This is a genomic window from Caballeronia sp. PC1, assembly GCF_021353155.1.
GTDB lineage: Bacteria > Pseudomonadota > Gammaproteobacteria > Burkholderiales > Burkholderiaceae > Caballeronia > Caballeronia cordobensis.
Window position 1 is genome coordinate 198,762 of record NZ_JAJUBH010000005.1, and the last position, 26,232, is coordinate 224,993.

At 59.5% G+C, this 26,232-nt stretch carries 15 protein-coding genes and 8 pseudogenes; 12 read left to right on the plus strand and 11 right to left on the minus strand.

Annotated elements, in window-relative coordinates; all coding sequences use genetic code 11:
- Window positions 1–145: 145 nt before the first annotated feature.
- The 6 genes and pseudogenes from LY284_RS37085 to LY284_RS37110 form a co-directional block, all read right to left on the minus strand.
- A pseudogene (locus LY284_RS37085) lies at window positions 146–1,792 on the minus strand (GMC family oxidoreductase).
- A complete protein-coding gene (locus LY284_RS37090; RefSeq protein WP_233392187.1) occupies window positions 1,782–2,426 on the minus strand; it encodes a gluconate 2-dehydrogenase subunit 3 family protein in 645 nt (214 codons plus the stop codon). Before LY284_RS37090 ends, LY284_RS37085 begins: the two are co-directional and overlap by 11 nt.
- Window positions 2,423–3,217 (minus strand): annotated as a pseudogene (locus LY284_RS37095) (hypothetical protein); the annotation flags it as partial. The pseudogene LY284_RS37095 and the gene LY284_RS37090, both read right to left, overlap by 4 nt.
- 133 nt (window positions 3,218–3,350) lie before the next feature.
- Entirely contained in the window at window positions 3,351–4,457 is a 1,107-nt protein-coding gene (locus LY284_RS37100) for an enolase C-terminal domain-like protein (protein ID WP_008344649.1), read from the minus strand.
- A 6-nt stretch (window positions 4,458–4,463) separates the two neighbouring features.
- Window positions 4,464–6,260 (minus strand): annotated as a pseudogene (locus tag LY284_RS37105) (thiamine pyrophosphate-requiring protein).
- Window positions 6,261–6,452: 192 nt separating this feature from the next.
- Window positions 6,453–7,762: pseudogene (locus LY284_RS37110) on the minus strand (IS256 family transposase).
- A gap of 323 nt (window positions 7,763–8,085) precedes the next feature.
- Between LY284_RS37110 and LY284_RS37115 the strand changes: the two are divergent.
- Window positions 8,086–9,393, plus strand: a pseudogene (locus LY284_RS37115) (chloride channel protein).
- A gap of 56 nt (window positions 9,394–9,449) precedes the next feature.
- Here the strand turns inward: LY284_RS37115 and LY284_RS37120 are convergent.
- On the minus strand, window positions 9,450–9,878 hold the full coding sequence (locus LY284_RS37120; RefSeq protein WP_008344646.1) for a MarR family winged helix-turn-helix transcriptional regulator: 429 nt from the start codon (window positions 9,876–9,878) through the stop codon (window positions 9,450–9,452).
- A 318-nt stretch (window positions 9,879–10,196) separates the two neighbouring features.
- Between LY284_RS37120 and LY284_RS37125 the strand changes: the two genes are divergently transcribed.
- The 10 genes and pseudogenes from LY284_RS37125 (at window position 10,197) to LY284_RS37165 (ending at window position 20,519) form a co-directional block, all read left to right on the plus strand.
- Window positions 10,197–10,856, plus strand: a complete 660-nt coding sequence (locus LY284_RS37125) for a DUF4396 domain-containing protein (RefSeq protein WP_233392190.1) — start codon at window positions 10,197–10,199, stop codon at window positions 10,854–10,856.
- 41 nt (window positions 10,857–10,897) lie between these two features.
- Window positions 10,898–11,671 (plus strand): cytochrome c oxidase subunit II, encoded by a 774-nt coding sequence (coxB, locus tag LY284_RS37130; RefSeq protein WP_375294354.1) that lies wholly within the window; start codon window positions 10,898–10,900, stop codon window positions 11,669–11,671.
- Complete coding sequence (locus LY284_RS39475) at window positions 11,664–11,915, plus strand: c-type cytochrome (RefSeq protein WP_375294356.1); 252 nt, start codon at window positions 11,664–11,666, stop codon at window positions 11,913–11,915. The genes coxB and LY284_RS39475 overlap by 8 nt, the downstream gene beginning before the upstream one ends.
- A gap of 9 nt (window positions 11,916–11,924) precedes the next feature.
- Window positions 11,925–14,525, plus strand: a pseudogene (gene ctaD / locus LY284_RS37135) (cytochrome c oxidase subunit I).
- Window positions 14,526–14,563: 38 nt separating this feature from the next.
- The gene (locus LY284_RS37140; protein ID WP_233392191.1) at window positions 14,564–15,001 is read left to right on the plus strand and encodes a hypothetical protein; all 438 of its coding nucleotides are present in this window, start codon (window positions 14,564–14,566) and stop codon (window positions 14,999–15,001) included.
- Window position 15,002: 1 nt separating this feature from the next.
- A pseudogene (locus LY284_RS37145) lies at window positions 15,003–16,335 on the plus strand (c-type cytochrome).
- Window positions 16,336–16,953: 618 nt separating this feature from the next.
- A complete protein-coding gene (locus LY284_RS37150; RefSeq protein ID WP_233392193.1) occupies window positions 16,954–18,390 on the plus strand; it encodes an IS5 family transposase in 1,437 nt (478 codons plus the stop codon).
- A 91-nt stretch (window positions 18,391–18,481) separates the two neighbouring features.
- On the plus strand, window positions 18,482–18,847 hold the full coding sequence (locus tag LY284_RS37155) for a hypothetical protein (RefSeq protein ID WP_233392195.1): 366 nt from the start codon (window positions 18,482–18,484) through the stop codon (window positions 18,845–18,847).
- Between the two features lie 32 nt (window positions 18,848–18,879).
- Window positions 18,880–19,284, plus strand: a complete 405-nt coding sequence (locus tag LY284_RS37160; protein ID WP_233392197.1) for a hypothetical protein — start codon at window positions 18,880–18,882, stop codon at window positions 19,282–19,284.
- 953 nt (window positions 19,285–20,237) lie between these two features.
- Complete coding sequence (locus tag LY284_RS37165; RefSeq protein ID WP_233392199.1) at window positions 20,238–20,519, plus strand: hypothetical protein; 282 nt, start codon at window positions 20,238–20,240, stop codon at window positions 20,517–20,519.
- Window positions 20,520–20,575: 56 nt separating this feature from the next.
- On the opposite strand, the gene LY284_RS37170 is transcribed toward LY284_RS37165, so the two are convergent.
- The 3 genes and pseudogenes from LY284_RS37170 to LY284_RS37180 all read right to left on the minus strand — a co-directional run bounded on the left by LY284_RS37170 (window position 20,576) and on the right by LY284_RS37180 (window position 24,764).
- Window positions 20,576–21,028 carry a hypothetical protein gene (locus tag LY284_RS37170; protein ID WP_233392201.1) on the minus strand — a complete coding sequence of 151 codons (453 nt, stop codon included), beginning with the start codon at window positions 21,026–21,028 and terminating at the stop codon, window positions 20,576–20,578.
- A 1,194-nt stretch (window positions 21,029–22,222) separates the two neighbouring features.
- Window positions 22,223–23,515, minus strand: a complete 1,293-nt coding sequence (locus LY284_RS37175; RefSeq protein ID WP_233392203.1) for a sodium:proton antiporter — start codon at window positions 23,513–23,515, stop codon at window positions 22,223–22,225.
- A gap of 88 nt (window positions 23,516–23,603) precedes the next feature.
- Window positions 23,604–24,764 (minus strand): annotated as a pseudogene (locus LY284_RS37180) (mechanosensitive ion channel family protein).
- 950 nt (window positions 24,765–25,714) lie between these two features.
- On the opposite strand from LY284_RS37180, the gene LY284_RS37185 reads away from it, so the two are divergent.
- The gene (locus tag LY284_RS37185) at window positions 25,715–25,906 is read left to right on the plus strand and encodes a hypothetical protein (RefSeq protein WP_233392205.1); all 192 of its coding nucleotides are present in this window, start codon (window positions 25,715–25,717) and stop codon (window positions 25,904–25,906) included.
- Window positions 25,907–25,975: 69 nt separating this feature from the next.
- Here the strand turns inward: LY284_RS37185 and LY284_RS37190 are convergent, their stop codons facing one another.
- Entirely contained in the window at window positions 25,976–26,215 is a 240-nt protein-coding gene (locus LY284_RS37190; protein ID WP_233392207.1) for a hypothetical protein, read from the minus strand.
- Window positions 26,216–26,232 lie beyond the last annotated feature (17 nt).

Sequence of the window (26,232 nt, forward strand, 5' to 3'; positions counted from 1 at the left end):
TTCTTGGCTGCGCGTTCGAGCCGCCCGGCGTCGCGCGACAGCAGCGCGACATCGAAACCATGACGGGCGAACTCTTCGGCCGAGGCTCGTCCTACTCCGCGCCTGCCCCCGTCACAACGACTACCTTCTTCATAATAACCTCGTCCTAGAGTTCGCCCCTTGCCGCTAACGCCTCGATGCGATCCGCGGTACGCATCGCGATCGCCTGAATGGTGAGAGAAGGATTCACACCGCCGACGGTCGGAAACACAGAGCCGTCGCAGATCCACAGATTGTCGATGTCCCAGCTCCGGCAGTCCGCATCGACGACGCTCGTCGCGGGATCGTCGCCCATGCGCGCGGTGCCGTTCAGATGACACGTATCGTCGTCCTGACGCCATACGTCGCGCGCGCCGGCTGCATCGAGCGCCATGCTCATGTACTCGAGCAGATGCTTCACGAGACGCCTGTCGTTGTCGCATAGCGAATAGGTGACGCGCGCGACCGGCAGGCCGTACTGATCCTTCTCGTCGGCGAGCGTCACGCGGTTGCGCTCCTGCGGCATCGTTTCGCCGACGATCTTCAAGCCCGCCTGATGATTGTACTTGCGCATCTCGTCGACGAGCGCCTGGCCCCACAATCCGCGCCCGTTCTGCACGGCGGCCCATGCGACCGGCAGCGGCCCCTGGCTCATGTAGCAATAGCCGCCGAAGAAGTCCTTGCCCTTGTCTTCGTAATTCCAGTGCTCGGTCATCGAAAGCGACGGCGGCCCCTTGTACCAGCGCACCTCTTCTTCCATCGTGCCCCACGCGGCCTGATTCAACTGCACCATCAGATTTTGTTCCGACGAGGCCGGAGCTGTTCGCGAGGCCATCGCGATAGCGGTCCGTCGCGGACATCAGCAAGAGACGCGGCGTTTCGATCGCATAGCCCGCGACGACGACATTGCGCGCACGCTGGAAGCGCCATCGTCCTTCGCGGAAGTATTCGACGCCGGTCGCGCGGCCATCGTCGCCCATGACGATGCGGCCGACCATCGCGAGATCGCGAATCTCGGCACCGGCGCGCACTGCACGCGGTATCCATGTGACGAGCGCGCTTTGCTTCGCGTTGGTCGCGCAACCCGACACGCAAAATCCGCGATAGACGCACGGATGCGCTTCGCCGCGCGGCGCGGATACGGTCGCGAGCGGCGTCGGCGTCCAGTCGATGCCGAGCGCTTCGCAGCCGCGCGCGAGCACGAGCGCAGCCGCGTTCAGCTCATGCGGACGATACGGATAACGCGGCCTTTTCGGTCCCCACGGATACGTGACCGGTCCCGCGATCTTCAGCGCATTCTCGACTTGCGCGTAGTAGCGCCACATCTCGCGCCAGTCGAGCGGCCAGTCCGCGCCATAACCGAGCAAGGCCCGCGACTTGAACCACTCGGGACGAAAGCGCAGCGACACCATCGCGAAGTGCACGGTGCTGCCGCCAACTGCCTTGCCGCTATTGTTGTTGCCGAGCTTGAGCGGATCGTCGCCGTCGCAGATGCGCTCGTCGGTCCCAGAAGAGTTTCGATTGATGCGTCTCGTCCGATGCGAACTCTTCGAGGGGACGCCACCATGCGCCCGCATCGAACGCGACGACGCGAAAGCCTTTCTCCGCGAGACGGCATGCGAGCGTGCCGCCGCCCGCGCCCGTGCCGACGATCGCGAAATCGACCGCATCGTCTTCGTCGTATTCGCGCATCGGCAGCCACGCGCCATGATGGAAGACATCGGGCGCGCGTCCGTGCTTTGCCGCGCGGCGCATGTTGCGGATCATCGGACACGCTGGTTCTCCTTCTTGGCGCGTGCTTCGTCGCCGGGCTTCGCTTCGACCGCGTCCCACGGATCGCGGCGATCGAACACCATGCGGACATAGCCGCGCGGATTCGCCGGTCCGCCGAAACCGATCTCGCTCCACGCGCGCGGATGCGAGTAATACGCACCGCAGATGTCGCGCAGCACGCGCATCGAGAAGAAGAGCGCGGGCGGCATGCGGCGCCATGCACCGTGATTCAACGTGCCTTGCTGCATGTCGCGCAGCAGCGCGTTCTGCGCTTCCTTGCCGATGCTCGCAAAGGGCAGTTCATGACGCGCGCGGCTTTCGGCATCGAGTGCGGCAAGGCCGATGCGCCATGCTTCGCGCATCGGTGGAAGACGCGTATCGCGATATCCGTCGCCGGTGTCTTTCACGAGCTCGGCATCGAGCAATGCGGGCAATGGCACGGGCTCGCGCTCGTCGTCCTGCGGCACGATGCACGCGCACAGCGCACGCAACGCGATCCATTCGACGGCATCGAAGAAGCGCGCTTCTTCCGGCGTCGCGAGACGTTCGTCGATGACCTTGCGCGTGATGTCGTCCCATGAGGGCGTATCGCGTTTCTTCGTGACGTCGTAGCCGGGATAGCGAGGCAGCGTCATCGCTCGGTCTCCCGCAGGCGCAATGCGGCGAGGGCCGCGAGCGCGAGCGCCGAAAAGCTCGGCGGCGCGGGCAGGGCGGACCGTTGAAGAGATTCTGGCTCCAGTTGCGCCAGCCGCCTGATTGCGCGCAATGCCGCGCGCATGAAAGCCCACGCCGATGAAACCGAGCGCCGTCGTCATGCGCAGCCAGAGCCGCGTGAACCAGCGCTCGCGCGGTGCCGCGATCGCGGCGTTCACGAGCAACGCGGACGCCACCGGCGGAATCACGATGGGGCATACATCACCGGATTCTGGAACGCGCCGCGAAAATGCAGCAATGCGACTTCGCCGAGCGTGCCGGCGATGCCCGCGCTCGTCAGCAGCGCGAGCGCCTGTCCCGCCGGCATGCCGAACATTCGTGGCTCATGCGCGGGCTCGTCGCGCAGTCTTTCGGCGACGGCACCCAGCGCGCCCGAAAGCAGCAAGGCCATTGGGGCGCCGATCGGGGCGGCATAGAAGAGGTTATGCCAGCTCCATCCACCGGGACGCTTCGTGATGTTGTAGAGATGAAATCCGGTGCCAGCCACGCCCGCGAGCGCCGCGCCGAGATAGACCGAATCGCGTACCAGATGGCGCTGCGTCTCGTGATCGCGTCCGCCGTGCAGGCCCGCCAGCAGGGAGAGAGTGGAGGCGACGAGCGGCGTGAACATCGCGGGGTTGTCGAAGGAGCCGCGGTAGTGCTCCATCGCGCTATCCGCGAGCACGGAAAGCGCGAGCAGCGCGGAGCTGCGATTGAAGGTGCGCGCCGTATCGATATGCGTCTCCATCGGCGTTTCATGCGTGCGCGTTTTTTCTGCCGATCAAGGCCGCGCCCGCAGCGGCGATGCCGCAGGCAATCGCGATGTTCCCTGACGTGATGTGCTTCATCGATCATTCCGTTGTCGTCTACGCGGCGAAGCGTTGCGCGTCCGCGTGTTTGAAATCGAGTCCGCAGCCGGGCCGAGAGAGGTCCGGCGCAATGGCGCCATCGATCGCGCGGGGCGCGCCGTCGAACAGCATCTGCTCGATGCGGACGTGATCGTGAAACCATTCCTGATGCCGCAAGCGAGGCGCGGCGCACGCGACATGCAAATGCATCGCGGGCGCGCAATGCGCGGAGAGCGGCACATGAAACGCATCGCACAGTGCCGCGACGCGCAGAAATCCGGTGATGCCGCCGCAACGCGTGACGTCGGCCTGCAGCACATCGATCGCTTGATTCGCGAGCAGCGCGCGGAAGTCGTCGAGCGTGTAGCCGTATTCGCCCGCCGCGAGTTCCATGTGCGCGGGCAACGCATTTCTTATCGATGCGAGTCCGGCGATGTCATCGGACGAAACGGGCTCTTCGAACCACATGACGTCGTGTTCCGCGAACAAGGCCGCGTAATGGAGCGCCTGCTTTCGATCGAGCGCGCCATTCGCATCGACGAAGAGTCCCGCATCGCGGCCGATCACTTCACGCGCGACACGCACGCGGTCCGGATCGCGGGAAGGTTCGCTGCCGATTTTGATCTTGACCCAGCGACAGCCGTTTTCGTGGACCCAATGCGCGAGCTGATCGCGCATGTCGTCGTCGGTATAGGTCGTGAAGCCGCCGCTGCCATAGAGCGGCACGCGCGCCCGCACGATGCCGAGCAGCCGCGCGAGCGGCATGTCGAGCAGACGCGCCTTCGCGTCCCACAGCGCGCAATCGATCGCGGAGATCGCCGTGGCCGCGAATCCCGAGCGGCCGATGTTGCGCACGCGCTGTTGCAGGCGCAGCCAGAGCGCGTCGATATTCCAGGCGTCTTCGCCGATGAGCAGGGAGCCGAGCGTCGCCTCAATGAACTTCGCGACGCTCGCATCGCTGTACGTATAGCCGATGCCTGTCTTGCCCGCCGCGACAATCTCGACGATGACGAGCGTCGTCGAATTCCATGCGAAGGTGCCGTCAGCTTCGGGCTTGTCGGTGGGAATGGTGTAGGCGCGCGTTCGAATCGTTTCGATCGGCGCCTCGCGCTTGGACAGATGCATGAACGATCACTTTTCCTTGTGGCCCGGCAGCACGGCGCTCAGCACCTGCTTCGCCGTATCGACGATCACATGGCTCTGGCTCGGATCGCCCTTCATGAGGCGTGGTCGCGAACGCCGTCGCCTGCGCGATCGTGATATGCGGCGGCAGCGGCGGCACGTTCGGATCGGCCTTCACTTCGATCACGACGGGACGGTCCGCCTCGATATCTTCGTCCAACACGGCGGCCATGCGTTCGTCATCGTCGACATAAAAGCCCTTCAGCCCGATCAGTTCCGCGAACTTGTGATAAGGCACCGACGGAATGTCCTGCGATGCCTCGAACTTCGGATCGCCTTCCATCACGCGCTGTTCCCACGTGACCTGATTCAGGTCTTCGTTGTTGAGGACCATGCAGATCCAGCGCGGATTCGACCATTGCTTCCAGTACTTCGCGACCGTGATGAGCTCGGCCATGTTGTTCATCTGCATCGCGCCATCGCCGACGAGCGCGATCACCGGCCGCGCAGGGTGCGCGAATTTCGCCGCGATCGCGTAAGGCACGGCCGCGCCCATCGATGCGAGGCCGCCCGAGAGCGAGCACATCATGCCGCGCTTGACCTTCAGATCGCGCGCGTACCAGTTCGCGACCGATCCGGAATCGCTCGTAACGATTGCGTTCGCGGGCATGCGCGGCGACAGTTCCCACACCGTGCGCTGCGGATTCACGCCGCCTTTCGCGGGCTCTATCGCGCGCTTTTCCAGCTTCTTCCACCAGTCGCCGATCCAGCTTTCGATGTCCTCGCGCCACGCGTGATCGGTTTTCTGTTGCAGAAGCGGCAGGAGCGCGCGCAAGGTCTCCGCGCTGTCGCCGACGAGATTGACCTCCATCGGATAGCGGATCGACAGCATGTCCGCCTTGATGTCGATCTGCACGCCGCGCGCCGCGCCTTCCTTCGGCAGGAATTCGGAATAGGAAAGCCCGAGCCGATCATGAGCAGCGTGTCGCATTCGGTCATCATCTTGTAGCTCGGCTCGGTGCCGAGCAGACCGATAGAACCGGTGACGAAGGGCAGGTCGTCGGGTAGCACAGCCTTGCCGAGCAGCGCCTTCGCGACGCCCGCGCCGAGCTTTTCTGCTATCGCGATGACTTCATCTGTTGCGTGCAGCGCGCCCGCCCCGACGAGTATCGCGACCTTCTTGCCGTCGTTGAGCACGTCAGCGGCGCGTTGCAGGTCGTCGTCCTGCGGCACGGTCTTCGGCGCGCGATACCCGACGCCCGAATGCAGCGTGCCGTGCTTGCGGCCTGGCGGCTCGTAATCGAGGTCCTGCAGGTCGTTGGGCAGTACGAGCGCCGTTACCTTGCGCTCCGATAGCGCGATGCGCACCGCGCGATCGACGAGGTGACGAATCTGCGAGGGCACGCTCGCCTGTTGAACGAAGGCGCCGGCGACGTCCTTAAACATCGCGGGCAGATCGACTTCCTGCTGATAGTGTCCGCCCAATGCCGCGCGCGCCTGCTGGCCCGCGATGGCGAGGACGGGCATGTGATCGAGACGCGCATCGTAGAGACCGGTGACGAGATGCGCCGCGCCCGGACCCGATGTCGCGATGCACACGCCCAGCTCACCCGTGAACTTCGCATGCGCCGACGCCATGAATGCAGCCATCTCTTCATGACGCGCCTGAATGAATTCGATCTTGCCTTTAGCGCGACTGAGCGCGCCGAATACGCCGTTGATGCCGTCGCCGGGATAACCGTAAATGCGACGCACGCCCCAGGCATGCAAACGATCGACAAGGAAGTCGCCCACAGTCGCAGCCATCGCTTTCTCCAAAAATCGCCTCGGTAATTGGCCTACAACTGCATAACGATCAGAGAGCGTAGGCACGACGGTCTCTTTGACGCAATACCTATGCCGTCGCGCGTCACCGCGCGAGCATTTTTCCCTCTCATTCGAGAAAGCTGGCGATGTCCCGAAGACAGTTGAAGGTTGGGACGGCGGGTGCGGCATAGGTTAGGCAACCTTCCGATCATGGTCAATTGATTTCGAGCGTGACCGTTTCAAGGCCGCAGCGAGAATCCAGAGTTCATTCACGCCGAGGATTTTCGGAAGTGCTTCTCAGCTTCCAGTAATCCCGCGGCTGTCGTGCGCAACGCCATGTCGGCGTCGCGATAGCGCTTCACGCGCCCCGCGACACGGCGCACCGCGCCGTTGGGATTCTCGATGATGTTGGTCGTCGACAGCCCGCGCATGAGCGCCGGCGTCAGGCCCAGCTTGTTCACCGTGAAAGTTTCCTCCAGCCCCTCGAGCAGTGCGGCCGAGGCGTCCGGATAGTCGGCCTTGAGCCACGCCGCGTGCGTCTTGAGCTTGGCGATGCCATCGTCGGTCGACAACTTGTAGGCGGCCTTCATGATCGCGGCGGTTTGCGAAACGCTCTCCTTGGGCAGGCGCTCGAGGACGTTGCGCTGCTTGTGCACACGGCAGCGCTGCACGTGGGCGCGTTCGCCGAAGAACTCCTCGATGGCCGAGCGCAGCGCTTTGGTTCCATCGATCACGAACAGGTATTCGCGATCCGCAGGCACGCCGCGCTCGATCAGTCCGCGCAACAGATCCTTGACGACCTGGGCGTTCTCACTCGACCCGCTCGCGAGACCCAGGAGGTGTTTCTCGCCGGGGCTGTCCACGCCGATAGCGGCGATGATGTGACGTGAGTCGACGATGATGCCGTCAAGGTAGATCGCCAGAAAGTCCTTGTCATCGAAGCGCCGCCCCATCAGCTCGGTGAGCGCCGTCTGGCTGGCCTTGATGAACTCGCGCGAGACGCTGCTCTTGGAGATGCCAACGGTGCCGGCCATCTCGGGCCGGACCTTGGCATATTTGCGCGTCGACACGCCCGTGACCATGATCTCGTGCACGCGCTCGGCGAGCCGCGGATTCTCGTTCAATTGCTCGTAGGCGGGGACCGGCACTTCGCCGCCGCCACGACGCCGAAAGGCGCGGCCGCTTCACGTTCAACTTGCGTTCGTCCATCACAATCTGGCCTTGCTGCGAGCCGTGCCAGCGGATCTCGCCGCCTCTGCGGCCCGGATGCTTCTCGCCGGCGTCTTCAGTCGCCGAGATCACCATCAGTTGCTCGACAAGGCTACGGCCGGCTTCGTGCATCAACTCGTCGATGCTCGCGCGGGTGTTCTGAATCAGATCGAGCATGGGCAACAGGGCTGACTGTTCTCGGCAAAACAGGCACGCAGTCCTTCCGGGTCCTGCTTGGGCACCACGTGCAACGGCGCGCTGGCGCTTTGGGGCTTCTTCTTGGTACGCTTCATTTGGCGGTTCTCCTTGGTTCCCTGTCCGGGAAGTTGGTCGTCGAAACCCGATTCTCTCGGATTTCCAACGGGAACCGCCGCCTTCAACCTTCAACTACGCCCGGGACATTGCCAGAAAGCTTGATGACCGGCTCACGAGTAACGTCGATCCACCTAACGCGGCGATCGTTAATGTGTCCGGCGACGCCTTTGCAAAACTTCCAAACGTTTGTAAATCAGGCATGTTGTGACATATCGTGTTGTAACGAGGCCGTGGTTCGCGCGGTGTCGTGAGAAGGCCATTTGTGTCACAATCTGCGCAGAATCTCAAACCGCAGGTTGCAATGAAATTCCCGCGCTGGATAGACCGAAGAACGATACTGCACGGCAGGCGACTCTGGCTCCACTACGGGGTGTTCTGGCTCGGGCGGTAGCGACGGGGCTGCTCGCTGTGCTCTATGCGCGCGTGATCGATTTCGGCTACGACACATTTCTGCGTTATACGCAGCAATTCTGGTGGCTGCCGCTCGTATTGACGCCAACGATGGCTGCTACGGGGGTCTGGATCACGCGTAAGTGGTTCCAAGGCGCCGAAGGTAGCGGAATTCCTCAGGTGATCGCCACACTTCACGCAGGGCGTGAGATGGGTCCGCGCCTGCTCAATCTTCGCATCCTCGTCGGCAAGATCGCCGTGTCGTTTCTCTCGATTCTGGGTGGGCTCACGATCGGACGTGAGGGCCGACTATTCACGTGGGTGCTTCACTGATGTTCACGCTTCGATGCCTCTATCCGGCGCGCCTGCGACGCATGGGCGGGGCAAGTCTTGAGCGCAGGCTGGCGCTCGCAGGCGCCGCCGCAGGGCTCTCTGCCGCGTTCAATGCACCCCTTGCCGGGGTTGTTTTGCCATTGAAGAGCTCACGCGCAGCTTCGAGCAGCGCACCAGCGGCGTCTTGATTACCGCAATCATTATTGCCGGCATCGTGTCCCTTGGGCTGCAGGGCAACTATACGTATTTCGGCTCGATCGATGTGGGTAGCCACTTTCCGGATCTGCTAGCCGCGGCGGTGGTTCTCATCGGCGTGCTCGCCGGTGTCTTGGGTGGCGTCTTCTGTTGGCTATTGCTCAATACGCGCCGGTGGATGCCCGAGGCGCTCCTCGCCTGGCGGGCAAGCTACCCTGTGCTCTTCGGGGGGCTTTGCGGCCTGGTCATTGCGGTCATCGGCGTCGCAACAGCGAACCATACCTTTGGCAGTGGTTATGCGGAAGCACGCGGCATGCTCGAGGGGAGGGTGCAGTTGGGCGTCGAGTATCCGATCCTCAAAATGGCTTCGATGATCGGTTCCTACCTGCCTGGCGCTCCAGGCGGACTCTTCGCTCCATCGCTTGCTATCGGCGCCGGGATTGGCAATGCACTGCATCTGCTTTTCGGACAGATGCAGCTGCCGATGCTAGTGGCTTTGGGCATGGTGGGTTATCTGGCTGCCGTTACACAGAGCCCGATCACTGCATTTATCATCGTTATCGAGATGATTAATGGCCACGCACTGGTCATCTCTCTGATGGCAACTGCGTTGATATCTAGCCAGGTCTCGAAGTTTTTTGCTCCGCCGCTTTATGAAGCGCTCGCTCAAAGGTATGAGTCGGCAGGCTGATGGTGGCGCGAGGGGCCGTAAAGGATCGCCGGAGACGCCCCGAGCCTTGAGCGGGCCTACCCCTGTGCCTCGACGCTGCTGGCTAACCAGCCAAACGCGCGGTACTCGGCGAAATGCAAGGAGGCCAGCTCCAGCAGGCAGCGTTCGCCTTTCGGTGTGAGGTGAACTTCAACTAGCCGCCGGTCGGCTTCACCGGGCTTGCGAAGCACGAGTCCCGCTGCCTCGCATCGATTGACTAGCGCTGCGGTGCCGTTGGGCGCTGCTTGGAGGCGTTCTGCAATCTCGCCAACAGTCGCCCAGCTCTTTCCCGGAATGCCCTGCACATGCAGAAGCAGTTGATACTGGAGCGGTGTAATGCCGGCTGCGTGAGTGATCTCCTCGGAGTATCGGAGAAATTTCCGGAGCTGATACCGGAAATTGGACATCGACTCGAGGTCTCGTTTGGTAAGAAGGCCGCCCTGAGCGCGACTCTTTCGCTGATTCATGAGGGTAAGTCTCGTTTCGAGATGGCGGAAACAATGGCTCCCGGTCGTTCAACTGGCCACATGTTAGCAGAGCCCGACCTTTATCGAGCATACCGCTTAAGAGCGCAAGTGAAAGCGGCACGATGTGACATGTAGCGAGCCTACCGTCTTGCACGGCCGCCCCCGCCGGCTCCCTATGGCTTCCAAGACTACGTACGCGGAACACCGCTTGCTGCGTGTTTGCACCCTGATGCGGACCCGTTGGGTGTGCAGGGCAAGCGAGCGTTGGAGACCTTAGCGTCACCTTCGTCTGGTCTCATGTGCACGGGAGAACCTTCGATGCCAATATACGGATCGCCCGCCGCGGCGTCGATATGGCTTGCGCTATCCGTGCTATCGGCCATTATCGTCGCTTTCGACGTATGGCTAGGCGGACACCGGCAGCCGATGGTCATTATGTCCGTCGTCTGGCCGTTGACGATGCTTTACTGGGGTCCTGTTGGCCTGATCTTTTATTTTTGGATTGGGAGGTCAACGACGGGTGCAGACAAAGCTGAAACTCCTATGTGGCAGGCCACCTTTCTCGGCGCGACCCACTGTGGCGCCGGATGTGCCCTGGGCGACTTCATAGGCGAATGGCTCGCGTTTGGGTTCGCAGTGACTATTGCCGGCTCCGCGTTGGCTGGGAAACTAGCGTTGGCCTTCGCGCTCGCCTACCTGCTTGGCATCGCTTTCCAGTATTTCTCTATTGCACCGATGCGTAGCTTGGGACTGCGCGACGGCATCGTTGCGGCTGTCAAGGCAGATACGCTTTCCCTGCTCGCTTACGAAATCGGTATGTTCGGTTGCATGATTGCTTTCTCCGAATGGGCCGCGTCGCTGGAGCCGACGAGCGCTGCATATTGGGTGCGCATGCAAGTGGCAATGGTCGCAGGTTTCGTCACGACCTATCCGGTCAATTACTGGCTGATCAAGCGTGGCGTGAAGGAGAAGATGTGAGCAGCGCACCTCGCCTCACTGCTCGGTCCGCCCGTTGTGGATTGGCGCTGACGATTGCGCTAGCTCACGACAAGGCTCGGGCGGGATTTGACGCGACGGCCCATGTGGCGACGTCCCTTGCCGGCACACAAACACCGCTCGCTTACTTCCTTCACAGCAAAGGTCCTGCGACCGAGCCGGTCCTTTACCTAGGATGGATACTCGCGGCCATCTGCACCGCCGTGTGCGCGATCATTACCGTTATGCTGATCATCGGGATGTTTCGGCGCCGTAAGCCTGAAGATCCAAGGTCGCTGAGCACCGAAGGAGGCACGAGCTTCGTTTATGTTGGCACGGCAATCTCCACAGTCGCCCTCCTAGGCATTACGGTGTATATGCTCGTCGTGCTCGCACGTGTCGCCCAACCACCGAACGAACCGGCGATGACTGTCACTGTCACGGCTTACGACTGGTGGTGGAAAGTCGACTACGGCGATGGTCCAAGTCATTTCTCGAGCGCGAACGAACTGCATATTCCAGTGGGCGTGCCGGTGCTCATCCTGCTGAAAAGCGCGGACGTCATCCACGCCTTCTGGGTGCCCGAGCTATCAGGCAAGACGCAAGCCATACCTGGCGTGACCAACCGTCAGTGGATTCAGGCGGACCGCCCCGGCGTATTCCGAGGGCAATGTACCCAGTACTGCGGCCTGCAGCACGCGCATATGGCCTTCGAAGTGTACGCCCAGCCGCACACGGACTTTGAGCATTGGATAGCAGCGCAGCGAATGCCGGCGCCCGTCGGCCAATGCTCAAGCGGCGAGAGCCACGCTGTTTGAGAAGCGTTGCGCGGGCTGCCATACGGTTCGTGGCACCCGTTCCGCTGGCGTACAAGCGCCCGATCTCACACATGTGCTGTCCCGCCGATTGATCGCCGCCGGTACGGTCGCTAATTCGCCGGAAAGTTTGATGCAGTGGGTGCAGCACGTGCAGGAAATCAAGCCCGGTGCGCTCATGCCGGACATGAAGCTTTCGCCTGCGGAAGCGGGCGATCTTTCGGCCTATCTCGCTACTCTCAGGTAAGGAATAACGATGTCCGCGACGAGTGATCGCAGCGTGGTGCAGTCGGGGCGGGTGGCTTTCCGGCGAGAACCGGAATACGGCAGCGTGCCCGAGGGTTCGGACGCGGAAAAACGTCTGCGTGAAACTTGGGAAGGCGAGTCTGGCTGGCGCGGATTTTTTACGACGGTGGATCATAAGAAAATCGGCTTGCGGTACATCGTTACAGCTTTTGCCTTTCTTCTTATCGGTGGGGTCGAGGCCTTGCTGATGCGCCTGCAACTGGCGCGACCGAACGAGACGCTCCTGTCGCCTGAGCAGTATGCGCAGCTTTTTCACTATGCACGGCGTGACGATGATATTTCTTTACGCCCTGCCGGTGCTGAGCGGCTTCGCTAACTTCCTCTGGCCGCTCATGCTCGGTTCACGTGACATGGCGTTCCCGCGCCTGAACGCGCTGTCCTACTGGTTGTTCTTGTTTGCGGGACTTTTCCTCTATTGCAGCTTTCCGTTCGGCGAGGCTCCGAATGCGGGGTGGTTCAACTACGTGCCGTTCTCCTCGCTCGAATATAACCGCGGACCCAATATCGATGTGTACTCGCTCGGTATGGTCCTGCTAGGCATATCGACGACGGTAGGCGCGGTGAACTTCGTGGTTACACTCTTTCGCATGCGTGCGGTCGGCATGTCAGTTGATCGCCTGCCGATCATCGTGTGGGAACGCTCACGATCTCGTTTGCCAATCTTTTCGCCGTGCCGTCCGTGAGTCTTGCATTTCTATTGCTGTGGATGGATCGCAATGTCGGCACGCACTTCTTTGACGTCGCCGCCGACGGCCGACCGCTCCTTTGGCAGCACTTGTTCTGGATGTTCGCGCACCCTTGGGTGTACGTCGTCGTGCTCCCAGCGATGGGCATCGTCTCCGATGCATTGCCAACCTTTTGCAGGCGGCCGCTGGTTGCGTACGCCGCCGTGGCAATGTCAACAGTCGCCACGATGATAATCGGCTTCGAGGTGTGGATTCATCACATGTTTGCGACAGGCATCGCGCCGCTCGCACTGGCGTTCTTCGGCGCGGCAAGCGTGCTCATTTCGATTCCGAGTGCGGTGGCGGTGTTCGCGTGGATCGCGACGATATGGATGGGCCGCCCAGTTTTTACGGTCCCATTTCTTTACTTCGCGAGCTTTGTCCTGATGTTCGTGATAGGTGGTGTCTCCGGCGTGATGACTGCCGCCGTGCCGCTCGACTGGCAGCTGAACGAAACGTACTTCATTGTGGCGCACTTGCACTACGTCTTGCTCGGTATCAATGTCTTCCCCGTGCTCGGTGGCATTACCTACTGGTTCCCCAAATTCACCGGGCGCCTCATGAATGAGCGATTCGGGAAGATCGCCTTTTGGATCGTATTCATTGGCTTTAACGTGGGCTTTTTCCCGATGCACATATCGGGTTTGCTTGGCATGCCCCGACGCGTCTATACCTATCCCGAAGGAATGGGGTGGGACACATCCAATCTCGTCACGACCATTGGCTCATTTTTGCTCGGTATAGGCATTGTGCTATTTGCCATCAATGCGTTGCTCTCAGCCCGCCGCGGAAGTAAAGCCCCGCCCAACCCGTGGGACGCCTCAGGTCTTGAGTGGTCCGTCTCGTCGCCGCCGCCGCCCTATAACTTCGCCGTGCTTCCGATCATTGAATCACGCCATCCCATGTGGGAAGATCGAATTCAACCGACTGGCCGGCGTTCGCATCTGAAGGAAGGGTACCTGCTGCATCACGGCCGGGAGGCGTTGGGCGTCCATCCGTTCAGCGGCAAGCCAGACGTCATCTTGAAGATGCCGGATGACGCATGGTCCCCTTTCCTCCTTGGCGTCTTCGCCGCATTCATGTTCCTCGCATTGCTGCTGCGTTCACCTTCATTCACGATCATCTCTTTCGCCGCGAGCGGCGTGACGCTGATTGCGTGGATGTGGCCGCGTCGGTCATTGGCGCAGCGCGAACCGCCCACGCCCAAACAGGTGACTGCGGCGCCGAGTGCGCTAAAGGACGATGCACTTCCCGTGGGCAGCGCCGGCGAACACTCCGGCGGGTGGTGGGGTGTTCTCGCGCTTGTCGCCACAGAGGCAAGCCTCTTCGGTTATCTGCTCTTTAGTTACTTTTACTCGCAATCCCAAACGCAGCTGCCATGGCCCCCCGAGGGCATACCGAAGATCGGCGTTGGCGCGCTGAGTACCGGCGTGCTTGTCTTGAGCAGCGTGTTCACGTGGTTCTCCGAGCGCACGCTCAAGAAGAACAAGCGATGGTGGGCTTTCGCATGGTTGCTGGTCGCAATCGTACTCGGGACTCTTTTCGTCGGCGTACAACTGAAGGAATGGCACAACCATCCGTATGGATTGACTGCGCACCTCTACGGTTCGCTGTACTTCACCATCACCGGCTTTCACTTGGCGCACGTTCTAGTGGGACTGGTAATCCTGATCTTGTTGGCAATATGGATCGCGTTGGGCTATTTCGACGAAGCGCGCAATGCGCCGATGCGCATCGGCGGCCTTTACTGGCACTTTGTCGACGTGGTGTGGCTGTTCATTTTCACCGCGCTCTACGTGACGCCGATTTGGCTCAGGGGTCAGTGATGCATCCGCGCGTCCCCACAGACGAAGGACTGACACAGGTGGAGAAACGCCGCCTATGGATTTATGCAGGTGCGGGATTCTTTATCTCACCGGGTGCATGGCTTTTGCAGGTCATCGTTTCTGAGACCGTTTCCGCGCAGACGTGCGATGCAACGACAACACCGCTCCGGTCGCCGGGTGTCACCCATATGCACACATGGTTGTACGCGACATCGGCCCTGGCACTTGCGATTTCGATCGTATGCGCGGCACTGTCCACGTACGGCTTCGCTCTCTTGCACGCGAGGCAAAACAGTATCAGAGCGCAGGGCGATCCTAACGAACTGAAGGAGCAACCGCGGCGCGAACAGGAAGAGATTAGTCGAAAACGATTCATCGCTCTATGCAGCGCATTGATCGGTTGTGGATTTGTGGTGGGACTAGTGTTCACGATCCTCGCGGAAGTGTTCCTCGATTCTTGCAGTCAATGGCACTGATATGAACGCGCCAAGAAGCTCGAAGCCGACCACCGTCCTGCTGTTGCTACTTGTGGCACTCGCCGTTGGCGCGTGTAGCGGAAGCGCTGATGATCATTTGCCGACTGCCGTTACCGCGCAGTCGCCCGCGACTAGCGATCCGAAGCTCGTTGCGCGTGGCGAATATCTTGCAAAGGCGGGCGACTGCAGCGCATGCCACGACGCGGCTGACCATACCCCGCTGGGTGGAGGCCTGCCCGTCAACTCGCCTTTCGGCCCGATCTATGCGAGTAACATCACGCCTGATCCACATTCGGCATCGGCCGCTACTCGTTGAAGGAATTTTCCGATGCCCTGCGCTACGGCAAGCGCCGCGATGGAAGCGCCTTTATCCAGCAATGCCGTACGCGTCGTTCGCGAAAATGAACGACGCTGACGTGACGGCGCTGTATGCGTACCTGATGCATGGCGTGACGCCCGCAGCGAAACGCGCGCCGCGGACGCACTTGCCGTTCCCGTTCAATCAACGCTGGGGTATGCTGTTCTGGACTTTCGCTTTCGGTAACCGCGATGAGTTTTCACCTGATCCCAAACAAAGTGCTCAGTGGAATCGCGGCGCGTACTTAGTCCAAGGGCTCGGGCATTGCGGCGCCTGTCACACGCCGCGTGGCCCAGCGTATAACGAACTCGGATATAGCGAGGCGTCGCCGTTATACCTAACCGGTGGGGTGGTCGACCATTGGTTAGCACCCAACCTCACCGGCGATCGGGGAAGCGGATTAGGGCGCTGGTCACGGCAAGACATCGTCAACTTCTTGCGCACGGGCCACGGCGCTGGCACGATCGCGTTCGGCGCGATGGCGCCCGCCGTGGAGGACAGTACCCAGTATCTTACCGATTTGGACCTTAACGCCATTGGCGAGTATCTCAAATCGCTCCCCCCGCAGCAAGCGTACGGTGCCTACGACAACGACGCGCGTGCCAAGCTACAAACTGCGCGCAGCCTTGAGACTGGAGAAAACGAACGGCCTGGCGCAGGTATATACCTGTCGTTCTGCGCCCGTTGCCATCAGCCCGACGGGCGCGGCGAACCAGGCAAAGTGGCGGCCTTGGCCGGCGCCCCTCTCGTTCTGGCTGAAGATCCGACCTCAATCATGCGCATCGTCATTGAAGGCAGTAAAAGCCCTGCCACCGAAACCGGCCCCGCAGCGCAGAAAATGCCTGCCTTCCATCACGAGCTGACGTCGCACGAGATTGCGGAGGTGATCAGCTTCATCCGGAGCACGTGGGGAAATCATGCGGCGCCGGTCTCCGACCGACAGGTCGAGCGGCTTCGCTCGGAGATTCATAAGTAGTGGCCTCCCGACGGGAGGTTCGGCGGCGCAGTCGCTGGGGCTCGCCAAACAGTCGAAACATGAGAGCTCAAGACAACATTTCTGTCGACCTATTCCGTTTCGAGCCACCCCGGAACACCGACACTGGCTCCCACTGGAATAGCAGAAAGAGGTAAGGCGACTCCGAGGAACTTGCACCGGTGCGCGATGGCGCTGAAAGAGCGAGGAGCCGAGGCCGAGGCCCTCCGGACCGTTGCACCGCTGCCGCGCTTGACAAAACTGCTCGCAGGGGTGATCAGATCCCGCTGGTGTCGTAGCTACGACGGTGCGCCTCACATCTCCACTTCTAGCTGCGATGGAGCAAACCCCAATATCACCCGTACAGGCAGATATGGCACACTGTGCTATATCAACATTGTGCGTCACGGTCGTACACGGCATAGAAGCCTAATGGATGCGGAAAACGCCCGATACGTGCGGAAACGACCGATAATGCTTTGGCGAGGATCTCGATGAAGTAGTCGGTCTTGCAGAATGGCGCGAAGCCAGGCGCCGCTTGCGAATAGGTGCAAATAGAGGGTTGCGGAACTCCCAGTTTCAATATGGAATTGGCCTATCTTCTGGGAGTGAGAAGCGCCGATGAGCACACCGGATTTCTTCCGCAGCCGCTTGGATGCGATGATCGATATGCGGCATCCCCTGGCGGTCTTGGCGAGCCGGATGCCTTGGACGTCGATAGAGGCGACGTTGACACCGATCTTCGAGCGACGTGCTCGCGAAGGCCGGATAAGCGCGGAGATTGATCTGTTCGGCACGGCATCCCAACTGGCCGGTGCAGGCCTCAGCTCTGCCGGACGTCCGCGCCTGTCGATCCGGCTGATGGTCGGGCTGCTCTACCTGAAGCACGCGTACAACGAAAGTGATGAATCGGTTTGTGAGCGCTGGGCACAAGACGTGTACTTCCAGTTCTTCTGCGGCGAGGAGTATTTTCAGCCGCGCATGCCGTGCGATCCGACGAACCTCGTGCGGTTTCGGCAGGCGCTGGGCGAAGCCGGCGTCGAGGAGTTGCTCGCGACGACAATTGCAACGGCCGTGCAAATGAAAGCAGTGAGGCCGGCGGAGTTCGAGCGCGTGATTATCGATACGACGGTCCAACAGAAAGCGATTGCCTATCCGACTGACAGCCGATTGCTGGAAATAGCGCGAGGCAAACTGGCAAGGCTCGCGCAACGTGCCGGATTGACACTGAAGCAAACCTACGAGCGAGAGGGGAAACAGTTGCGTCGCCGCGCCGGTGGCTATTCGCATGCGAAACAGTTCAAGCGACTGCGCCGGGTGCTCAAGTGTCAGCGCACGATACTCGGACGATTGCTGCGCGACATCGAGAGAAAGTTATCGAACGCATCCGCCGAGCAACAGGCGTCCTTGAGCATCTGGCTTGAGCGCGCCTGGCGTATCTACCGCCAGCGGACGAAGGATAAGCACAAGCTCTACGCGCTTCACGCGCCAGAAGTGGAATGCATCTCGAAAGGTAAGGCTCGCCAGCCCTATGAATTTGGCGTCAAGGTAAGTCTCGCGATCACGGAGAAGCAAGGCCTTATCGTCGGTGCCCGCTCGTTTGCGGGCAACCCGTATGACGGGCATACCCTGGCCGGACAACTTGAACAAACGACCATCTTGCTTCAGGATCTGCCGGGCGTATCGAAGCCCAGGACCGTGCTGGCCGATCTTGGTTATCGTGGTGTGGATGCCGAGATCGCGCCGGTACAGTTGATTCACCGAGGTAAACACAAGACGCTAAGCAGTACACAGCGACGATGGTTAAAACGTCGCCAAGCGATAGAACCGATCATCGGGCATGTGAAGCAGGACCACGGCATGCAGCGTTGCTGGCTAAAAGGACAAACCGGCGACGCATTGCACGCCGTGTTGTGCGCAGTGGGCTACAACCTACGCTGGTTGTTGGGTGCCATTGTTCGTCTGGGGCTTGGCCCCCTGTTGCTTGCACTTGCGTGGCTGCGCTGCGTGCCGGAGATATGGCAGGAAGCCTTGCCCGCACCTCCCGCAACTGCCTGAGTTGGCGGAGTGCGGCGGAAGTCGGTCGACCGCCGGAAAACGTCCGCGATGGAAATCGAATTTTGCAGGTCGGACGAAGTACCTTTCTTGGTTGCCGAAGCTATGGATCGTCGACGCTTTGTGTGGCTTTGTTGAAGTCGCCAACACTGCCCCGGGACTCATCCACGGAGCATTGACTTGTGACGAAGTGGCGCAGCTGAATGACCAAGCATCGGCAAGCCGACGTTACTTTTCGACATACGACCTTCAGCATCGCGACCTTTTCGTGACTGTCGAGCACGCTCGTCCGGCGAGTGCAATCGGTGCGGACCGTTCTGCCTCGCTGGATGACGCAACTTTGTACGGTGCCGGCGCGACCTATATGCAGCGAGTGGGATTTGGCGTCGGAAGCTGCGCGCTGACAGCGCTGGGCTATTCTGCTCCTTCCGCCATTCATCCCTTTGAAAACGAGCCGTGATCGGCGGCTTGTAGTGAATCCAGTTTTTAAGCATGGTCAGAACTTCCGCGCTACTGTCGATTTCGACTCTACTGTTGTCGAGTGTTTGTCACGCCGATGGCTACGACCATACGGTCATTTATACAGGAAAGGCCAATAATGGTGCCGTCGTGCATTTGCGGCTGTTCGAGGGTGACACCGGAGCCGGTGTGGCAATCGTCGAGTCTCGATTCCAGGTAAATCGCTTTTACGAGACGTTGACCTACCGGGTGGCGTGGGGCCGAAATGCGCTGGCCGGGGCGGGCGACTCAGTTCGCGTCTGGCTTCCTGGAAATCCGGTGGTGCACCTGTACTGCGGAGCTCGGAACCTGGCGTGTGCATCTGAGGAATCCTTCGTAATAAATGCTCTCGGCGTATCTGCGCAACAATGGGAGCGCACCATTGAGGAGGGTGGTTGAAGAATGGAAGGTTCTGACGAGCCTTTCCCACCATCGCTCTTGACGCCGATCGAGGCAACGCGCTCGCCGAGCGCGGCGACTGATGTTCACCAGCGACCCAAGGGCCACGCACAGCGAGATGTTGCGGAGCGATCGGCAAGCTACCCGTACATCAGGAGTTTTGGCGCGGGTGCAAGCGACCTTGACTCCTTCGTCTTCTCATGCGGCGGCCGACTCTTCTCGCAACAATCGTCGATCTCAAATCGTCTCTCACGTCAATCATTCAAGATATTCTTGTGTCACGCCATTCTATTTTTCAGTGCCGATAGACGATCTGCTCGTGAGGCGTTGATGTTGTTCGGCCGAAGACGCGATCACGGCAGTACCGAACCTGTCGCGTTGCAGGGCCGGAGCGGCCGGCGATGCGGTGCATCGGGCGCCGAGTCGACGTAACATGGCACTTAAATTCGTGGACGCGCCGATTGTTCAAAATCACGCTATCGACGCCGATCGTCGCTGAAACGTTAGAAATCTCCGCGAACGTTTAGAAAGAAGCAGGTTATGCCGCTCAACGACAAGGTCGTCGCGGTCGTCGCTGCATCAGAGAACCAGAGAATATCGGCCTCGCGCCTCACATCTCGTGTGAACTTACTCCGCCGATGGAAAGGACTCAGGCCTTCGCGATATCCTAACGTTAAGCAGAATTCAGGGGTGTCTCGCTATGATCGCTCGATGGCAGTGGGTGTTGAAAAGGATCAGCAAGCGATTGTGGTTCCGGACAGGACTTTTCTCGGTGTTGGGCGTCGCAACGGCTTTGCTAGCGCTGGCAGTCAAGCCTTATATTCCAGACGACCTCTCCGCACGCGTCGGCGCCGATGCGCTATCAATGATCCCGGCACCGCGATCGACGTCATTGGCAGAGGGTACGCATCCTTTCACGGTGGGACCGGCGATCGGAGTTAAATGAGGAGCCGTTGCAGGGCTGCGACCAAGTTTTCGTGCCCGGCCTATCCCTTGCTGATCTCTTCGACGACTTCTTCGGTCCCTTGTCCCGCGACGCAGCAAGCATGCTGGAAGTAGGCATCCGGTTGCAGAAATCATTGGCGTTGCTTGCTCGGAATTGGAACACTTCGTTCGAGTTGGCGGCCGTGCGTCACGCTGCGCTCGCGCTGAAGCGAGCCGAGATTGCGCTCGACCTTGAGGAGGATAAAATTCAATTACGGCGGCTGGCTCTGAAGGTGCGTGCCGTTGAGTAAGTTATTTGTAGAATTCAGTAAATTGCGGCTCATGGTGCGGATGCAGAGTTACTCTGCTAGGGTCTGCCCGGCATTTCTGGATGTAAGCACGCCCGCACCATAGCCAAATAGCGACGATCGGCAAGCCGCCTTTCAAAATACTCAACTGTTGTGTGACCGGACTCTTCTGTTAAGCGTGCACCGATTCGGACGCCGGCGAAGAAGGTTTTCGCACTCAGTCGGATAGAATGTTTCGCCACGGCAATGCGCACATTGCGCGTCGCGCCGGCCCAGCGAGACTCGATACAAGTAGCCACCATTGCGGCGGACGCATCTGTGTGCGCCGATAAGAGCGGAGACATGGCAAAGGGACCGTCCTCACGGGAGCAAGCGAACAGGGTCAGGCTGAGGGCTAGCATGAGGGCCAGACGCTGCTGCGTCTTCGAGATTTTGGCGATGATCGCATTCACATCCATGACTTCAATAACGCTGACAAGCCGATTGTTGCTGCGTAAAATAATAGACGCCACCGAAGAGGTGCCACGTGTCTGCCGGCAATAACGGATTGCTAGTCGACTCGCGATCTGTATAGCACATCGATAAGGTGAGGCGTTAGCGTAGCACGTCGCTGTTGCGTAAACAGGAGCACGGCCGTCATTTGAGACTAGGTAGCGGCCAAGTTGATAACCTGTCTTAAGGCTGCGCTGAGCAAGATCTCACGGACCTGCAAGGCGCCGGGACTTCGCGTGCTGGTAGTACCGACAGTTGCGTCACTGATGTTCAGCAAAGCCGATCGGACACTGTACTGCGCAAGTCCTGCTCCTTGATGGGAACCGTGGGGGTTCAATTTGGTCGACCTAACATGAGAGACGCAGGGCAAATGCAGGAGACGAAATGAGACGCCTATTGACCGCTGCACTTTTCATCGCTTCTTTGGTTTCTGGTGCGTCGTTCGCATCTGACAAGAACGCGACGCAAGCCGCAGGGGATCGCAAAGGGCAGGTGCGCATGCAGAAACTTTTGGACTGTTCCATCCGAAGCTGCAAGCAGAGGGGTTGTCGAACTGGAATACGTTAGTACCCGGATCAAAGCTGTCGGGCTACGGTTTCACGTATGGCGGATTGTGGGCCTCGTCGTCCTCAAGGCATCCCAAGGCTCAGCGAAAGCGCTTGTATTTGCATCATTGATCGACAAGGCGCTTACGACAACGTTTCAGCCGACCGATCGACTTGCTAGTCGATTGCAGGTCCACTGCTTTCTCCGCGCTGCGCCTTCGGCATCTGTCTGGGCGTTCTAGCGACGCTCGTTTCAGCGTCCGATCAGGTGAAATTGTCCTCTTTAGACGCTTGCTGCCTGCGCCGCAAAAAGTGACAGCGTACCGAGAAGGATCCAGCCTCCTATGATGAGAACAACATGGCGGCGTCCTGAAGACGGTCGGACGCCAAAGAGACTGCATAACGCGCCCCACATCAAGGATACAGTGAACAATAGCTTCGTGACGAGGTCGGGAGAGTAACCGAGGGCCAAACAACATGCGAAAACAATGAGAATCAGAGCGAACATCCGGCCATTGTGAGCGTGATATCCCAGAATGAAGGCTTGTTCAGTTGAAGACCAAATATTTGCATTCGACGTCTCCGGAATGAGTTGACCGTTTGAAGGATGTCGCCTCGCGCGTGGCCGGACAAGTCTCAGATGCTCGTCGGCAATTCGGGTGTCAAGCTCTAGCATCGGTCTGCATCGGTCTGCATCGATTGCGCCGGCTCTCCTTGACAGACGGACTTACGTACGATGCGCCCAATAGTCAGTCCCTGTCCGAAGATTGAGACCATGACCACGAGGTACGTCATGGCCAAAATGACTTCACGTGCGTCGCCGCTCGGAAGTGAGAGGGCGAGCGCAACGGAAATGCCTCCACGCAAGCCACCCCACGTCAAAACCAGCCATGAGCCGCGCGGCAGTCCTGCGGCGCGCCGGAAAAAGGCAATTGGAGCACCTACCGTAAGAAGCCGAGCAGCTAGCGCAATGACATAAGCGACAACGCCGGCAAGTATCATCCTCGAGGTGAATGGGACGATCAGGGCCTGCATGCCAATTAATACGAAGAGCAAGGCGTTGAGAATCTCGTCGATGAGTTCCCAGAACATGTCGACATAGTGGCGCGTTGTCTCAGACATTGCATGCTCGCGACTACGGTTGCCGGTCATCACACCGGCAATAACCATCGCAAGCGGACCAGAGATCTCAAGGTGACTGGCCAGCGAATAACCCCCAAGGACGGCTGCCAGGGTGAGCAAGACCTCAATCTGGTAATGGTCGACTGATGCGAGGAGTCGATACAAGGCATATCCTAATACCCACCCAAAAGCAATTCCGCCGCCAGCTTCACGCAGGAGGATGAGCGAAGCGCTCGAAACGCTCGGTGCGTCACCGCTTGTTGCGAGGGCGAGCATCAAGGAAAAAAGCACGACCCCCACGCCATCGTTGAAAAGAGACTCCCCAGTAATGACAATTTCCAGATTACGTGGCGCGCCGGCGGATCTTAGAATGCCCATGACTGCAATTGGATCGGTCGGGGAGATCAGCGCGCCAAACACCAAACAATAGGGCAGAGACAGTCGCATGTCGAGAAGCGGCAGCAACAGCCATATCGCGACCCCGACCACGGCGGTTGAGACGCTCGTGCTCACGATGGCGAGCGCCAGGACTTGCCAGCGATAGTTCGCAAGTCTGGCAAAGTCAACATGCATGGCGCCCGCAAAAAGCAGAAGCGACAACATGCCCTGCAAGAGCAACTGACTGAAGTCAACAGAGTGAAGGAAGCCCGCTTCGGCAAGTTTCAAACCATGGACGAACCCAAGCACGTCCCATCCGAGCCCATCGAGGACCACGAGCAAGAACGTCACCCCCAGCGATGTCGCCATGACGCCAATGGTTGTCGGGAGTCTGATGAATCGATGATTCAAGTAGGCCAATACCGCGGTCATCGAGATGCTGATTGCGACGATATCGAGCACTGTCGATCCTCTTTAAGCAGGTTCTGTGCGAGGTTAAAAGCGAGCACGCGCACAACGTGCGATGCAGCGCTCGCCAGAGCCGCGCGGCCTAACCTTTGAGCGGCGCTGAGGCGGTGCCAACAGCGCGCACGCGTGGCCGAGTAGATTTGCTTGGTTCGTCTTCTTGCGCCTGATCCGCAGCGTCGCCGACAAGGTAGAGCGTGCGCGTGGGGACCGCGAAATCCATGCCGCGCTCCGCTAACCCGGTCATAAGATCCAGATTGATTGTCTGCTGAATATCCATGTAAAGGTTGAAGCTAGGATCGGTGACGTAATAGACCACTTCGAAGTCCAAGGAACTCTCACCGAATTGCTTAAAATGCGCGCGGTCAAAACGTGTGTTACCCGCGGATTCGACGGCGGCCTTCACGATCTGCGGGACCTCTTTCAGTTGTTCGGGTTTAGCGTCGTAGGTCACTCCGAAGGCAAACACGATGCGACGCTCCGACATTCTCTTATAGTTGTGTATCGTGTTTTTGAGCAGTTCCGTGTTGCTGCAGACGATCTGATCTGCTCGCCGCTCAGGCTGCGAATGCGGGTGGTTTTGAGGCCGATGTGCTCGATGCTTCCAGCGACGTCATTGAACACGATGAAATCGCCTATCTCGAACGGCTTGTCCAGGCCGATTGCCAAGGATGCGAACAGATCGCTGAGAATGCTCTGGACGGCCAGTGCGACGGCAACACCGCCGACGCCCAAACTGGCGACGAACGCGGTGATATTCACGCCCATGTTGGCGAGAACGGCGAGCAGAAGAACAGACCACAGCAGCGCTCGGGCATCCATGACATCATTGTGGTGATGACCGGATTGTGAGCCGTTGCCGCAGCGCTGGTGAGGCGCCGGTGGGTCCAGACCGAAACGCCGTGATTAACCCAGAGCGCCAGCTGAAACCAACGACGAGAAACCACAAATGGCTGATTCGACTATCCCACTTTGCCGACAGATCAATGAATTCGGTGCCGATCAGCAGTGAGGCCATCACAATCGTCAATCGGTGTGTTCGGTCAAGCACATCAACAACGATGTCGTCAAAGTGAGTTGATGTCTTCGCCGCGATCCTGCCAAGACGTGCGACGCAAATGCGAAGTAGTCCTGACAAGATCAGGTAGCTCGCCACAACGGCGACTGCTGCGTAGAGCCATTCGACAGGCGGTATGCCGAACACCGCTCCGAGATCGAACCATTTTGCCGAACTGAACCATTGCATCGGTAATTTCCCCTCTTATCGTTACTATCACTTACAGTCTGTCTGTACAACGGTGCAAGAGTTCCGTACTCTCATTCAGAAAGTTTGATGGCGTTGTCCACCAGGGCACCCGGCGCGACAAGGCCCTTTTCGCGATGTGAACCGATGTGGCGATTGCGATGCTTGAAATGCTGGCGCACGCAAGCGTGCTGAGCATATGTTCGAACCGCTTTCGGCATACACCTGTTAGCCGTTCATCGGCCTGCTTTTCGAGGTGAATCGACCGTCTAAGGATCCACGGGCGCTTAAACGCCGAAGCGACTTAAGATGGATTTAAGTGTCGAGGAAGAAAGTGGCTGGCTCCGAGAGCAACGGAGCAACCAGGAATGCGCGCAGGGGTGTTGGGCGAAGGGCTCGGTTCGCGTTCGGTCTGTCAGCCTCGCTTGCATTCCGATTAGAGGAGGACCACATTGGCGAAGAACATTGTGCACGGGGATTATGAGGTTATGCTCGATGTGCAGCCGTTTCGAGGGACAAATAGCGTCTGGATCGACGTCACGATTCGGCATGTCGTTACTGGAGTCGTGTTTTATTCATGCTTGGAGCCGTACCCCTGTATTGCGGGGAGCTTGTCCGAGGAAAAGGCGCTCAAATCGGCGATCACGAACGCATGTGGCCGAATCGAGTTCCTTGGTCGGATTGGCCAGTTATAGGGTATTTGTTTATTCAAGTCCGCGTCCGCCATTGGCCGTCGCTTGATAATTGCGTTTGTGACGCGTTTTGAGAAAGACGAATCATTGGTACACCACCATACGACGGGCCTGCAGGCGTCGGCCGTGTACGACCTATAATGGACTTGAATTTTTTGAGAATGCTGTGACGAGTGCGATGGCCTGAATCACGGACGCTGGTGGTTCGCTAAACGCTTCGCAGATCGTCTGTTAGAGTGCATCCCGTTGGAGTCAAGGCACGTGCTGACATCAGAAGGCGCCGACGACGCCGAAATCATTATTCGCCCGTGTTCAGGCGGTGGATGGCAGGTCGAAGTTCCGACTGAGCATGGCAAGCGCGTCACTTTCGCTTGCAGCGAACAGGAGGCACTGGTCTTCGCGCGTGAAAGCCGGCCCGAGGCGAACGTCCGTATTCTACCGGCAACCGACTAGGCGGGGGTGTCTTCAACACTGGCTTTGAACTCGAGCGAACGAGGCGAATGACGATTCCGTCTGATCGATTCAGGAATTTCCTGGCAGTGCCGAGCGCAGGGGCGGGACCGGAAGGTCGTGGCCTTCGATGAAGGCCGCAGCGTACCAAATCGCGAACTTGAGAGCGCTCTCTTCGGTAGCAAAAATACCGAGTTCGCCGAGCGACGTCGACTGTCCGTCCTCTTCAAGGATCGAAACGCTAGCGACGAATGCAGCGCCCTTACGGGTAACGGAGGGCTCGAATGCCGCTCCTGAATGATAGATCACCATCGATCCTCCGTTTGCGC